This window comes from Bryocella elongata, assembly GCF_900108185.1.
In the GTDB taxonomy this organism is placed as follows: Bacteria; Acidobacteriota; Terriglobia; order Terriglobales; family Acidobacteriaceae; genus Granulicella; species Granulicella elongata.
The window spans coordinates 514701-528626 of record NZ_FNVA01000002.1 but is presented as its reverse complement, the minus strand read 5'-3'; the positions used below and the strand labels follow the sequence as shown (position 1 = coordinate 528626).

Below are 13926 nucleotides of genomic sequence, written 5' to 3'. Positions count from 1 at the left end.
TGGCCTGCGGGGCACTGGACATGCGACAATCGGCTTCATGGCGAAGACCGATATTCCCACAAACTCCACCCCGGCGCCCAAGCGCACCACCGGACTTAGCCCGAAGGAACAGAAGCTGCAGGCACTGCGTGAAAAGCTCGCTGCGGCTGATAAGGCCTCCGGCGCAAAGCCCGGTGCAACCCCCGCTACGGGCGGCGGATTCCAGGCAAAGTCCAACGTAGCCCGTAAGACCGCATTCCAGCGCAAGGCGACCTAACCAGTTCGCAGCGAAAGCCGCGAACTGGCAGGGCAAGCCTAGTCATGCACGAAGAACAGCCCGCTGTAGTGCTCCGCTGAATGCTCCGGGTGCAATGGGAAGCGTACGTTGAGTTCGGGGCATTTCCACTCCGCTGCCAGTGAATAGCCGGCGTCCGACATCTCCTTGAGGAGAGTTCCGCGCTGCAGGACCTTGGCCGCCGTGAACCAATCGCCGGCATCCTGCACCGCAAACAGCGGCTCCACCTCTGCCATCGGCGAGCGATTCACCAGCACATACTTCGGCAGACTCCCGAGCTGCGCCAGGAATCGCGGCAACGGCTCGTCGAAGTAGTGCAACGATCCGGAGAACAGCGCCAGGTCGGCCGGCCCACAGCGATCGAGGCTGTGCTCAAAGCGTAGATTCGCTGCGCCACGCTCTGCGGCCAGCATTCTGCCATGCTTGACGGATTCACCGAGCTCGCAGACTACCCATTCGAGCCCGGGAGGAAATGCAAGATGCTTCGAGTACAGGTAGTAGATGTTTCCAACGCTACCGCCCACATCAACGATCCGCTTCACCTGCGGAAGCACCGAGCCTAGCTGCTGCATGGCGTCGTGATCGCTGGGTCGAGGTGTCTCTTCGAAGCTGCGGTGCAGTGCAATCGCGCGAGGATCCTGGTGCCCGATGGAACCTTCCCTGCGCACGCGCGATTCGGCGGCTGCCCGGGTATAGAAAGCCCTTCGGTACCCGACAAGAGCCTCATCCAGGAAGCGGTTGCCGCCTGCCCAGGCCAGCAACGGCCTCACTCCCGGCAAGCGCTTCTGCGCCGCGAGCAGCAGCCGGGCTGTGTGACGCACCTGCGCACGCCGCAGGCTCTTCCACGCTCCCATGCGCTGGCTCCTTCCACTCTGGATGACGTTCGGTACCGCTGTTATACATCGAGAGATGCACGTTTGAGAGAAATCTTGCGGGACGCACGCTTCAACCTGGGCCGTCTCCACCGCATCTCAACGATTGGGCCTGCTCTCCACAAATTCTCCGTTGCTTCCATCCGCTGGATGACGCGAAAGGATGTTTCATGACGTCGACTCCCCTGCTTCTTCTGGCCGCCGCTCTCTCCATCGTTCCACAAACCAATGTGCCGTTTCATCGGGGGCCGCTGCGCAACAGCTTCGCCTCCGCGGCCGAGGACGTGATCGATACTGCCGACACGGTCCAGATCCATGCCGACGACACGGAGTTCAGTGCGCAGATGCAGCAGGTGCGCACCGCATACGATCGCTTGAAGTCGATGGCGGAGGACCAGCGCGAGACTGACGTTTCGCAGGCCCTCAACGACATGATCTTCGCCATCTCTGCCTGCCACATCACGGCACGCGGAGGGGACTCGACGCAGCAGTGCGAAGAACAGGTCAATCACGCTCGCACACGATCCATGGAAGCGATCGAGAAGCACAAGACTCCCGGCGGTTGGCAGGACGGCGCGCCGAAGGAGTGACCGCAGGTAAGGCCGAGGACAAATCACAACCTGAAGCGCACGCCTCAGTGCTCAGCTTCGATGCCGGAAGCCTTCATCACATCCTGCGCCTCGGCCGGCCATTGCCCGCCCATCACGAGATGATCGTCGAGGATGAGATCGTTCTGGTAGTTGGTCCACATGCCACCGACCTTCGTGCCGTTGTGCCAGTTGCCCAGGGCAGTGTTGTCGGTTGAGACGCGCAGCGGGTAGAACGCCTTCACCGTGTTGACGTTGAGCCACTCCGACTTCGGATCATCGACGACGTTGCGACGTACCGTGATGCCATGCGATCCCTCATCGAGATACAGGCCAATCTGACCGTGGTTGTCGTAGATGTAGTTCTCCGTAATCAATGTCCCGGCGCTTGCAGAAAGGTTGTAGATCGCACCTCCATCCTGAAAGAGCCGCTTCGCATCGTGAATGCGATTGCTGGCGACGACGACATCATGATGGGTCGTGGGTGTGGAATAGACGACGTTCTGGGGGTAGTCGTAGCCATGCATCCGATAACGGTAATTCGCATTCCCGCCCGGATCGTTGATGCCCCAACCATAGCCAATGTCGATCGCATCGTAGGGTACCGCTGAGATCTCGTTGTGCACGATGGCTGCGCCTTCAACATAGGTGCTGAGGATGGCGGCATTGTCCTCGTAGTCCTTACTCACATCATGGATCGCGTTGTTCGCGATGACGAGCGCACGGTTTGTCATTCGTGGATCGCGAGGATGGTGCGCGTCATGCTGCACGCCACCGGCAAGCACCGCGCCTCCGGCATCGTCGAAGAACTCGCAGCGCAACACCTGCACATCGCCCGTGGCGAGACCGACACCGCCGACGACAGCGTCGGCATCGTTACCGATGCCCAACGCATACTGGCCGAGGTGAGCAAAGGTGTCATGGTCGAACGTGATGCGCTCCGCAGCAGCGACCTGGATCGACGCGGGCATCTGGCTCCACTCACTGCGGGTGCGCTCGAACTGCGTGCATCCCTGAGGACAGGACTTCACCACGTCGGCCGGAAACGTATCCGCATGACCGGTGACGAACGAACCACTCTGCTGGCTGGCGTAGCCTTCATCCCCCGAAGGCCCAAGCCACGTCGTGTGCTCGAAGGTGATGCCGCGAAAGCTCAATTCATCGACCGGAGCGTCGAGGGTCCCGGTGACCGCAAGGAGCACCGTTAGGCGCGGCAGCTCAACGTCCATCGCCTGAGGATCCGCACCACTCGGGAATTTCACGTAGAGCTTGTGCTTTGCCGGGTCAAGGTACCAGTCACCCGGCTCGCTGACGAACTCGAGCGCATTTGCGAGATAGAGATGTGAGAGCTCTGGATGAAAGGGCTTCTCCACCGTGTCATAACCCCACAGGTTGTTGTCCCATGCGGGCTGCTTCATCAGCAGCGAAGCACCGTCAACACGCGCGACCGGCGAGATGCGTTCCGTGAAGAAGCCCGTCGCGTGCAGCTCCATGCGTTCCGGATGCGCGACCTTCGTGAGATACGCGAACGCAGGGTCCTTGACGAACAAGCCCCGTTCCGAGAACTCGACCGCCTTGCGCGGGACCTCGACACGTCCCACGTGCGCCAACCTGCCGTCAATCCACAGCTGGCGAGTGTCAACCCCCGCCGGCACGTCCGCAACGTAGATGCCTTTCGAGCGATCGAAGATCTTCCAGCCTTCGATGCGCACTGCACCAGAGATCTGTGGCTTCGCACCGTCCATCGCCTCCCAAGCCACATGATGTTCGTTGCGGCCACCGTCTTCGGCGCGAAAGACGATTGACCTGTCGATTCGATATAGGCCATCGGCAAGCTTCACCGTCACATCGTTCGCAGCATTCACCTTCCGGACCGCAGCCTGTGCGCGTTCGATGGTGCGGAAGGGATGCGCAGGAGATCCATCCGAAGCATCGTCGCCTTGAGGCGAGATGGCGAAGACGATGCCTTCCTTGAAACGCCGGGGCTTGATCAAGGGTGTATCTTCTGCGAACCCGCTGACAGTGAGCGCGAGCGCCATCGTCGCGGAGATCCACATCGCTCTGTTCATGCGCATTCCTCTTCTAGCTCCACGCGGACTTCTTCACCTCGATAGGTGAACCGCCTCTTCCTTCGCGTTCTCGCCCCAATGAAGACCACCTCTATGGTGCGCTCTGCGACCATGCCAGGGAAGCTTCCCAAGCGTGCGCCTATGTTCAAGCGCCGCTCGCGCTCAAGCCACAGGAGATCGACTGCAGAGGATTCGCCCTGCTCGTAGCCATAGCCATCGCCTGCATCTTCATAGAGCGTGAAACGCGCGTCGGCGCCTATGTAAACCCGTATCTCCCAGGGAGCCTCGGGACGCTCATCCACAAATTGCATGGCTTCGGTGGTGACGAGGATGGAACCGGAACGCACATAGACCGGAAGTAACTCAAGCGGCGCTGACGCAGGCAGTCTCTGACCACCAGTAATGTGCTGCTCAGTCCAGAAGTCATACCAATCCGCACCTGCAGGAAGATAGACCTCGCGCGATCGCTCCACCCCTTCAATCGGAACGGATGCAACGTCAAAGTACATCGGCTTCGTCACGGGGCAGACGAGGAGTTCATGCCCCAGGAGAAATTGATCGTCTACCGCATGAGCACGCACGTCGTGCGGAAACTCCAGCCCGAGGCACCGCATCATCATCGAGCCATCCCGCGTGACTGCGGCCATGAGCGAATAAAGATAAGGCATCAGCTCATAACGGAGCCGAATAAAGCGAGCGATGGTGTCGTAGAACGGAGAGCCCTGTTCGCCAAAGCGCCAGATCTCGCGTGGGGCATCCGTTCCGTGCGATCGAAACATCGGGAGAAACGCTGCATACTGCAGCCAGCGCGTGTAGAGTTCCCAGTAGCCAAGGTCGGTGCAACCGGTATCGTTCGCGTCAGGCTGCAGCGCGTCCATCGAGGTCAGTCCACGACAACCAGCGTTGTAATCTCCCTTCCAGAACCAGAGCTCCGGGTTTGCCCCCACGAAGAAGCCACCAATATCAACGGTCCAGTACGGTTCGCCTGCGGCGGTGAAGTGACAGCCCTCTGCAATGCAGGCACGCAGAACATCCCAGCGCGCGCAGATGTCGCCATTCCACGTCACCGTGCCATACCGATGTTGTCCGGCATACGAGCTTCGAGTAAGGTTCAGCACTCGCTTCGCATTCGTCGCGGAGCGCTGGCCCTCGTAGATGCCGCGCGAGTGCTCCAGCGAGTAGGTATTGAGCTCGCCCGCGTCGAGATAGAGCTTCGCGGCTTCAGTATTGATGCGCATGCGCTCTATGGGTTCAGGCTTCTGCACACCCGCCCAATCGGCTTCGAAGGGCTCAGTGCAGTCGCACCACCAGGCATCGACGCCGCGATCGAAAAGTCCGCGCTGAACCTGCCGCCAATAGCTGCCGCGTGCATCGCTATGGAAGGCGTCATACGTGGACTGGTTACCGAGCATGCCGCCAAGCTGCAGCAGCTCGCGCTGATTCTCACAACCACCCGTCATGATGGGCCAGATCGAGGCCATCCAACGGACACCGAGTTGATGCAGATCTCGCGATAGGCCTTCGGGGTCGGGGAAGCGCAGAGGATCGAGCGACTTCTGTCCCCAGGCGCCGCCGTTGGGCCAGGACTTCCAATCGAGAACGATGCAGTCAAGCGGAATCGAGCGACGCCGATACTCCCGCACGACCTCGAGCATCTCCGCACCGGTTACGTAGCGCTCCTTCGACTGCACATAACCCAGCGACCACTTTGGCAGCATGGGCGCTGGCCCGGTCAGATCGAAGTAAGCACGGGTCACACCGTCGAAGCTGCCACCACCGAGGACGTAGTAGTCGAGCTCGTCCACGACGTCGCACCACCACTCCGCACCTCGCGGAGCATCGCGAAACAACATCAGCGAACCGCAGTCCATCAGGATGCCATAGCCGCGCGTCGAGACCAGCATCGGCACGACGGCCTTCATGTTTTGCTGATACAGATCGCGGGTGCAGCCGCGAAGATTGCCGTGGCCTTCTTCATGGGAACCGAGACCATAGATGGCCTCATCCTCGGCGAATTGCAACGAGAGCGTGGCCTCGTACGCCATCCGGTCGAGCCTTTGTTCCTTCGGCGTCGCGATGGCGCGGGTACCATCAACGCTTTGCGCGAATGCGACCTCTGCATCCGATTCGTAGACGTTGCGATAGACAGGTTTCTCGATGAGAGAACGAGCACCCGCGGGCTCATACATCAGAGGCGTCCCATCCGCTAGCTCAAAACGCATCGCTCCCGACTCGCGATCGATGAACAGGCGCATCGCAGAGGTGGTAAGCAAATAAGCATCGCCGCTCTCCGTGAGTTCGCACCAACACCACTCCCTTGCCGCGACGATGCGGCTCGGTTTCTCGAGCCACGCCTCGCGCTGCGTGCAGGTGATGCGCACCACGCTCGGCTGCACGAAGCCGACGCGCACATGCGTTCCCTGGTGAACGAACTCGACAAAGCGCGCGGCGGTTGTGGTGAGGTCGTCGGTGCTCATCGACACACTCATACGCTGGCACTCATCTCTGCCGCCACGGCCGCGGCGATCGCGCGACGGCGCTCAAGCTCGCACTGAATCTCCGGTTCCATGCGTTCGTAGCGGGCATAGAAGAGAACGGGAAGAATCGCAAGCCCGTAACAGAGCGCCGGCAGCCAGAGAAAGCTCAGGTCGATACCGGCGAGGGACCGCGAGCTTTGAGTTGCATTCGCGACGTAGTGAAAGTGGGCCATGATCCACGCGGGCAGCGCGCCTCCAAGGCCGCTTCCGGCCTTGAGGCAAAAGGCTGCACCCACCGCAGTGAGCAGGCCCGTGGCGCGAATGCCGCTCTTCCATTCCCCAAAGTCCACGCTGTCCGAAAGGATCGAGAATGGAATCGCCATCGCGATACCACAAGCAAGGAAGCCGACGATCCAGCCAGCAAGCACGATCGGCATCGAGTGTGAGCGAACACCAAAGCCCATCACGATCTGTCCAGCCACGGACCACGCGAGGCTGGTCGCCCATACGGTCCGCTTCGAACTGATGCGGCAGAACCAGGGCAGCAACAGGATGCTCGCGAGAGAGACCACATCAAGGCTGTCGGCAACCGAAGTCATGGCGCCGTTGTGCATCACGTACTCGAAGAAGTACGGCGCAGCCGCGATGCGAGCAGTGAAGGCGATCCAGAAGAGCAAGCTGCTGAAGAAGATGATGAGCCACGGACTGTTGCCACGCACGGCTCGCAGGCTGGTGCGGAACGGTACACGCACGCGTTCGCTCTCGACCGTTTCACGGAGGTTGCGGAAGGCCGTGAGATACAGCACGATGGTTCCGCAGGCGTAAACCGGAACAGCGATCATGAACCCGCGCTGCGCATCGCCGTGGCCGAACCACTGGACAGCCTTGAGCAGCGTGAGATTGACAAAGAGCACTCCGCCCTTGGAGCCAATCATGCGGAAGGTTGTGAGCGTCATCCGCTCGTCGCTCGAGGGGGTCAGCGATGCCAGGATCGATGTGACCGGTGTATTGATGCCCGTATAGAGGACGCTGCAGCTCACGTAGGTGCACAGAGCGTATGCGATCTTTGCCGTGGGACCGAGGTGGAACGTTGTGAAGGTGAGAACTCCGGTAATGGCGTAAGGCACGCACAACCACAAGAACCACGGACGGCTCTTGCCCCACCTGCTGGCAGTCCTATCGAAGATGACGCCCCACACCGGGGCGTCGATCGCATCGATGCAGCGCGCCACGAGCAGGATGCCGCCGGCGGCAGCAGCAGAGATACCGTAAACATCGGTGTAGAACTTGAGCAGGTAAAACGAGATGACGCAGAAGACAAGTTGGCCAGCCACCTCGCTGGCGGTGTAGCTGAGCCGCGACTTCATGATTTCGCGCTGCATACTTGCTGGACGCTCCCGGTCGTTGCGTCTCGAGTATTGTGCCAGCGTCCGCGATACAACCGGCAAGAGGTGATCGTTGTGCGCAAAAAAAAGGCGCTTCATTCCGGCGACGAATCGCCCGTCTGAAGCGCCCGGGATCCTCTTACGCTACGTCCTTTGCCTTGTCCGGGAAGGGACCAAAGCTCTCCGGCTTATCCAGATCGTGGTTGTAGATGTTTGCGCCTTCGTGCAGGAAGGGCGTTGCCATGGCCCATGGCTTGCCATCAGGGCGATCGATGGGAGCTGCCGAATACTGTGGCAGATAAATGCGGCGCATGCGATCGGTGGTGTTCGGCCCGCTGCGATGGAAGACGAAGCTATCGAAAGCCACGATGCTTCCCGCAGGCACGATCACCGGGTCCCCTGGATCACTGCCCGTATAGCCGATCAGGTCGTTGGTGCCATCTTCCTTGGTGTGGTTGATGATCTGCCCCTTCGTGTTCGCGCGCGAATGCGGCAGTAGATACACGGTCCCATTCTCTTCGCTCACGTCATCCAGCGTGCACCAGCAGGTGACATAAGGCTTGTGCTCCGTGGCGGGGTTGTACCACTTCACATAACCCGAGTCCTGGTGCCATGCAAACTTCATGCCCTGCTCAGCGCCCTTGACCACCCACTGCTCGTGGAAGAGGTAGGCTTCATCACCCACGGTAGCGCGTGCCACCTCGGCCATCAGGTCGCTGAAGACGAACTTCCAGAGCCGGTTGCTCAGCCGGTAGCGGTTGTTGATGAAGTACCGCTTGCCACGATGGCTGAGGTTCTCCGTCTGCACGCCCTTGGCGTCCATGATCGAGTCGTAGTAGCCGAGGTAGTAGGAGCACTCCTCGCGAAGCATGGCAAGCATATCCTGCGGGATGACTCCCGGCAGAATCATGTAGCCCTCTTCCTTGTACAGAGCGCGCTGCTGGTCGGTGATGATCATGTCCGGAACTCTAAGCTCCTCGCTATACGATGGGCTTCTCATTTTCCTGTCGACTTGTTATCGTTTTTTGTCGTGAGGGCTCGCCTCCAAATTCCGTCGAATCAGGAAGGCGCACTGTGGCGTTATGCTCATGCAGCCAGCGCCAACCGGCGGCACACGCACGCCGAGCTGGAGCTGAACCTCGTGACACACGGCTACGGAACGTACTTTGTCGGTGCCCGAAGGTATCGAATCCGGCGCGGCGACCTGATCTGGCTCTTCCCTGCCCAGGAACACGTACTCTTCGAGCAGAGCGCGGACTTCTCCATGTGGGTTGCTGTGTTTCGCCGGAAGTCCATTCGCGCTGCGGCAACGACCGAGGCTTCGCGGGCTCTTCTGCAGAAGGACCTGGAAACAGGAGCCAGCCGTCGGCTGCTCGGCGACGACATGCAACGGCTCGAGGTTCTCCTGCGCGAGCTTAGCGCCGATGGCACCGGTCCGGATGTACTCAACGCGGGGCTGCGTTATGCAATGCTGCTTGCGTGGCAATCTTTCGAGCGCGCCACCGGGATGGGAACGCACGATCTTCATCCTGCGGTGGAGCGTGCCGCAAAGTTACTGCGCGAAGATCCGGAGACGGCATCGCTGCCTCGCATTGCCAGGCGCAGCGGACTCAGCGCAGCGCGGCTCAGCAGGCTCTTCAAGGCACAAACGGGATACGCTCTCACAGACTTCCGCAGCAGGGTGCGGCTCGATCGCTTCCTCGAGCTTTACGGCGCGGGCCACCGTCTCTCCATGCTGGATGCCGCTCTGAGCGCGGGTTTTGGCAGCTACCCGCAGTTTCATCGGGTCTTCACGCGCATCATGGGGCGCTCTCCACGCGACTACCGCCGTGACCTCGAGTGAGTTCTAAGCTGGCTTCCTCGCTGGCTCCTCAGCCACGACCTCGTCCCACATCGCAACGATCTCTTCGCGGAGACGCTTCGCATCCTCCCAGCTGTTCGGGAAGCTCTCAAGCGCATAGCCTCCCTCAACGGGGCCGAGCTCGGGGCAGAGGAACATCTCGCGGCGTGAGTCGTGATTGCCTTGCAGCCACAAGCGCATCACAGCCTTGCCGAAGGGCCGCCAGGCTTCAGCCTCGGCCGTAAGCGAACCATCGAGCCGCGTGATCGGAACCTGCACGTGATGACCGTTGAAGGGGCGAAAGTGGAACTGCACGCTTTGCTGGATGAGGTCGGGTCGAACCAGCAGGCGGCGCTCAAAGTCCTGCGGCAGCAGGTGTTTGACAACGGCAAAATGCGAGAAGTCCCACGAGATGTCCAACTTCTCTCCGGTCGCATGCTCGTAGGCATCTGCGAGCGCGTACATCTTCTCGGGTGTCTCGGTACAGGTCCCGCGATGCGTCTCGATGGCAGGGCGCAGACCCAACGAATGAGCGAGTTCCATAAGGCTCAGCGTGAGCTGCAATGCTTCCTCTGTGGACGTCTCATCATGTGCGAGCTGCACGTTGACGTCTATCGTGCCGGAGCGCTTCAGGTCGTCGAGGATCCCGGGAAAGGCAGCGGCATCCCCCGAGGCCATGCCTCCGACGAAGATCAGGCCACGCTCAGCTGCGCCCCGCGTCAGCTCGTCACTCGGCCCCCAGCAGACACCATCGAAGCCGGCTTCGGCGATGGCGTCCAGCTTCCACTCCAACGGCCACTCCGCCTGCGCTATAGGGTGGCCCATCAGGGTCCAGAGATTTGCAATGGTCTTCATCTGTCTGCTTTCCGCGTCTCCGCTTCTGCCTATCATGCAAGCTCGGCAGCGCTGAATTCAACTTCGCGATGCATTTGACATGCGCAAAACTAAAACGTACAAAGTGCACGTGACGGGCGCGGCAACAAGGACTCGTTGCCGTGGTTCTTCCACATCTACCGAGCGAACTTCGATCGTCCCTTCCTATGAAGCGTTATGCGTTCCTCCTCTCTGCACTCTCACTGGCTGCGCTTCCATCTCTGGCGCAGGTAGCTGTCTCTGTTCCCGCGTTTCACGCATCCGCTGCCGAGGCGCAGCAGAGCTTTCGATTCGTCGCCGATGGCCCCAAGGGCCCGGGCTGGACGAGGCCCGACGAGATTGCGCGCGTGTACTTTCCGGAGCCGCTGCCGGCCTTCTTCACGAGAACGCTGGAGCTGGATGCGCCGATCCCGGACGGAGGTTCGCTCGAATGGATCTTCACCGGTCCGCATGCCGGATTCACGGTGACGCTGACGCCAACGACGGTTCGGCTGAACGAACGCTATTACAACTCCGTGGCACTGAGCGATGGAGGCACGTATCCGAGCAAGACCATCGCGGAGGAATCGCGCGCCTATACGGGCGCCGCTCGCTCGCTACGCGTCGTGGTGGACTCGCATCTGAGTGTCAATGTTCAGCTGAATGGCGAGACGATTCTCACGGCGCACCTGGTCTTCGATCTCACGCGGCACCAGCTGATGTACCGGGCGCCGCGCACGCATCATGACGTAGTGACAGGACATCTGCTGAAGCCCGAGATCGCACAAGCCACGCTGACGGTTCATCCCGAGGAGCACCGGCAGACGATGCTCGGCTTTGGCGGCAGCCCGAGCGTGCCGGCGTATGCAGGGCTCAGCGCTGCGGGCAAGCGGCAGTACTGGGAGATGATGAAGCGCTACAACCTGCTGCTCGATCGTGAGTACCCGATGGGCACGGAGCTCAAGCGCGATCTCTCCAACATTGACACCCTCGCCGATGCAACGCCGCATTACTACGGCGACAACTTCCCCAACGGCGAGGTCTCGGACTTCGACTACAGCAAGCATGCGCTCGCTCTGGGCGGCGAGGTGATCTACGAGATGTGGGCGCTGCCAACGTGGGCCATCGTGCCGTGGAAGCCTGCGCCGGGACAGCCGGAGGTGATGGACGCCTGGAACAGGTACGTCCGCGAGGCCGCAGATCCCGACGTGTACGCAAAGATTGTCGTGGGCTATTGCAAAGCCCTGAAGGCCCACACGGGTGCGGCGCCCGCGATCGTCGGGGTACAGAACGAAGTGGAGCAGCCACCCGAGATCTTCGCGAAGATGACCACCACGCTGCGCCGCGAGCTCGATGCTGCAGGCTTCACGAGCACGCAGATCCACATGGCGGATGCACCGTATGTGTCGATGGCGATTGGCCGCGTGAATGACCTGAAGCGTGATGCGGCCGCCTGGAAGGCGACGGATTACGTCACCGCGCACCAATACGACTACCAGGGATTCCTCGCGAATCCCGACCTCTATGACGCCCGCTTGAAGAAGCTGCATGATGCCTCACCGGACAAGGCGTTTCTTGCAACCGAGATCTGCCTGAACGATGGCAATGCGCAGGAGCCCTCGTATCGCCTCGCGTTCCAGGTGGGACAGCTCTATCACAAGGACCTGGTCGAGCTGGATGCAGAAGCCTTGATGTATTGCTGGCTGTTGCTCGACGTGGAGCAGCCGACGTTTGGCGGATCGCGCTCGCTGCTGGTGCCGGACCGGACGCACGGAGATGTGCCTGTCGCCTCGAGCTTCCAGTTGCGTGTGATGGGGGCCTTCAGCCGCCACGTGCGTAAGGGCATGAAGCGCGTTGACGTTGCAACGGGCGATGCTGATGTGATGGCAACGGCGTTTGTGGGTGCGGACCATGCCGCGACGTTGGTCGTGATGAACCGGTCGACAAAACCCACGACGCTGCACCTTGACTGGGCGCAGGCGCCGGTGTTTCGCACGCTGGAGCGCACGAGCACCTACGCGGACAACCAGGTGGAGACAATCACGTCGCTCGAGCGACTGGTGATCGCTCCCGGGGAGATCCTGACGCTGACGACGGAGGCCGTGCAGTGAGCCACCATCACAAGCCGCGCAATCGCAGGGAGTTTCTTCAGCTATCGGGCGCGGCGCTTTCGTCGCTGGCTCTCCCGTCGATGCTCCACGCACAGGACCCCAGCGCGCCGTTGCATGCAACGCTGGCCGTATTCGCGGATCCCATCTTCACGATTCCTACAGACTTCACAGGACTGAGCTACGAGGCGGCGCAGCTGGCGAATCCGGCATTCTTCGCACCGTCGAACAAGGAACTGGTGCAGCTCTTCCGCCAGCTTTCACCCAGCGGCGTGCTGCGCATCGGTGGTGGAACCTCGGAGTACACCACCTACTCCGACGCTGCGCCGACCGAGCCTACACCCTTCGAGGTCTTCGGGCCCGATACCGACAAGACCAACAAGAAGGGCACCGTGACCACGGCGCGCGCGCTCGAGAACCTGCGCGGCTTTCTCGACGCGACGGGTTGGAGCTGCCTCTATGGGCTGAACCTCGGACAAGGCACCAAAGAGAATGCCGTGAACGAGGCGATGGCCGCGCATCGCATCCTGGGACCGCGGCTGGTGGCGCTGCAGATCGGCAACGAGCCAGATAGCTTTCGCAACCGATTTCGTCCGGCGAGTTATACGCCGGAGGACTTCGTCCGCGAGTGGAGCGAGTTCCGCGAAGCCATCGTCGCGAAGGTTCCGGACGCGAAGTTCGCTGGCCCGGATATCTCCAACAAGCTGCCTTACCTTACTGCCTTTGCCGATGTAGCGATGAAGCATAAGGACGTTGTAATGCTCACGGGGCATTACTATGCGATGGGCCCCGCAGGCAGGCCCGATGCCACGATTGCGAACCTGCTAAGCGAGGAGCCGAAGTCCACCACGATGAAGTGGAGCGGCGTAGCGACCATCCAGGACGCGATGAAGAAGACGGGCCTTCCCTATCGCATCTCGGAAGGCAACTCGTGCTGGAACGGCGGTCAGCGCGGCGTCTCCGACACCTTCGCCTCTGCATTGTGGTGTGCCGATGCCATGTTGCGCTTCGCGAGCTATGGCTTCGGCGGCGTGTACCTGCATGGCGGCGGCAATGGAATTTACTCGCCAATCGTCGGAGCGCCGAGTACTGGCATCATTGCGAGGCCCGAATACTCTGGGATGCAGTTTGCACAACGCTTGGCGGGAGCGACGCTGATGCAGGTGAAGCTCGACTGCGACGACAATCTCGTGCGGGCGTACGCCGCGCGGGCGGCGAAGCATGCCAAGGGAATCCAGCATGTCGCGCTGATCAACAAGTCCAATCGCGTTGTGGAGATCGGACTGCCGAAGGAGATTCTTGCAGGCAAGCCCTGGCAGTCGGAAAAGCTCAGCGCGCCGGCGATCGATGCAACATCCGACACGACGCTGGCGTGGGCAGGCAAGGTGACGCATCCGCAGACGACGTTGCGGCTTGAGCCTTACACCGCGTTACATCTGGCGCGCGACTAGTTGCGCTCGCA

At 61.0% G+C, this 13926-nt stretch carries 11 protein-coding genes; 5 read left to right on the top strand and 6 right to left on the bottom strand.

Annotation, left to right across the window (positions count from 1 at the left end; translation table 11 throughout):
- The first annotated feature begins 37 nt into the window (after positions 1–37).
- Positions 38–256 (top strand): hypothetical protein, encoded by a 219-nt coding sequence (locus C4S68_RS08505; RefSeq protein WP_103932612.1) that lies wholly within the window; start codon positions 38–40, stop codon positions 254–256.
- A gap of 38 nt (positions 257–294) precedes the next feature.
- On the opposite strand, the gene C4S68_RS08500 is transcribed toward C4S68_RS08505, so the two are convergent.
- A complete protein-coding gene (locus C4S68_RS08500) occupies positions 295–1128 on the bottom strand; it encodes a methyltransferase, TIGR04325 family (protein WP_103932611.1) in 834 nt (277 codons plus the stop codon).
- A gap of 188 nt (positions 1129–1316) precedes the next feature.
- Between C4S68_RS08500 and C4S68_RS08495 the strand changes: the two genes are divergently transcribed.
- Positions 1317–1736 carry a hypothetical protein gene (locus C4S68_RS08495; protein WP_103932610.1) on the top strand — a complete coding sequence of 140 codons (420 nt, stop codon included), beginning with the start codon at positions 1317–1319 and terminating at the stop codon, positions 1734–1736.
- 44 nt (positions 1737–1780) lie between these two features.
- On the opposite strand, the gene C4S68_RS08490 is transcribed toward C4S68_RS08495, so the two are convergent.
- The 4 genes from C4S68_RS08490 to C4S68_RS08475 form a co-directional block, all read right to left on the bottom strand.
- Positions 1781–3802 carry a right-handed parallel beta-helix repeat-containing protein gene (locus C4S68_RS08490; protein ID WP_160115067.1) on the bottom strand — a complete coding sequence of 674 codons (2022 nt, stop codon included), beginning with the start codon at positions 3800–3802 and terminating at the stop codon, positions 1781–1783.
- Positions 3799–6291, bottom strand: coding sequence for a glycoside hydrolase family 31 protein (locus C4S68_RS08485; RefSeq protein WP_103932608.1), 2493 nt, complete (start codon positions 6289–6291; stop codon positions 3799–3801). The genes C4S68_RS08490 and C4S68_RS08485 overlap by 4 nt, the downstream gene beginning before the upstream one ends.
- Positions 6288–7661: an MFS transporter gene (locus C4S68_RS08480; RefSeq protein ID WP_160115066.1), complete on the bottom strand. Its 1374-nt coding sequence runs from the start codon at positions 7659–7661 to the stop codon at positions 6288–6290. Before C4S68_RS08480 ends, C4S68_RS08485 begins: the two co-directional genes overlap by 4 nt.
- Positions 7662–7803: 142 nt before the next feature.
- The gene (locus C4S68_RS08475; RefSeq protein ID WP_103932606.1) at positions 7804–8622 is read right to left on the bottom strand and encodes a phytanoyl-CoA dioxygenase family protein; all 819 of its coding nucleotides are present in this window, start codon (positions 8620–8622) and stop codon (positions 7804–7806) included.
- Between the two features lie 72 nt (positions 8623–8694).
- Here C4S68_RS08475 and C4S68_RS22915 point away from each other — a divergent pair, with 72 nt between their 5' ends.
- Positions 8695–9507, top strand: coding sequence for a helix-turn-helix domain-containing protein (locus C4S68_RS22915; RefSeq protein ID WP_160115065.1), 813 nt, complete (start codon positions 8695–8697; stop codon positions 9505–9507).
- Between the two features lie 3 nt (positions 9508–9510).
- Here C4S68_RS22915 and C4S68_RS08460 read toward each other — a convergent pair whose 3' ends face one another.
- Positions 9511–10359 carry a sugar phosphate isomerase/epimerase family protein gene (locus C4S68_RS08460; protein ID WP_103932605.1) on the bottom strand — a complete coding sequence of 283 codons (849 nt, stop codon included), beginning with the start codon at positions 10357–10359 and terminating at the stop codon, positions 9511–9513.
- Between the two features lie 185 nt (positions 10360–10544).
- Here C4S68_RS08460 and C4S68_RS08455 point away from each other — a divergent pair, with 185 nt between their 5' ends.
- Together C4S68_RS08455 and C4S68_RS08450 are read left to right on the top strand one after the other, a co-directional pair.
- On the top strand, positions 10545–12467 hold the full coding sequence (locus C4S68_RS08455) for a glycoside hydrolase family 30 beta sandwich domain-containing protein (RefSeq protein ID WP_103932604.1): 1923 nt from the start codon (positions 10545–10547) through the stop codon (positions 12465–12467).
- Positions 12464–13915, top strand: a complete 1452-nt coding sequence (locus tag C4S68_RS08450) for a hypothetical protein (RefSeq protein ID WP_103932603.1) — start codon at positions 12464–12466, stop codon at positions 13913–13915. The genes C4S68_RS08455 and C4S68_RS08450 overlap by 4 nt, the downstream gene beginning before the upstream one ends.
- Positions 13916–13926 lie beyond the last annotated feature (11 nt).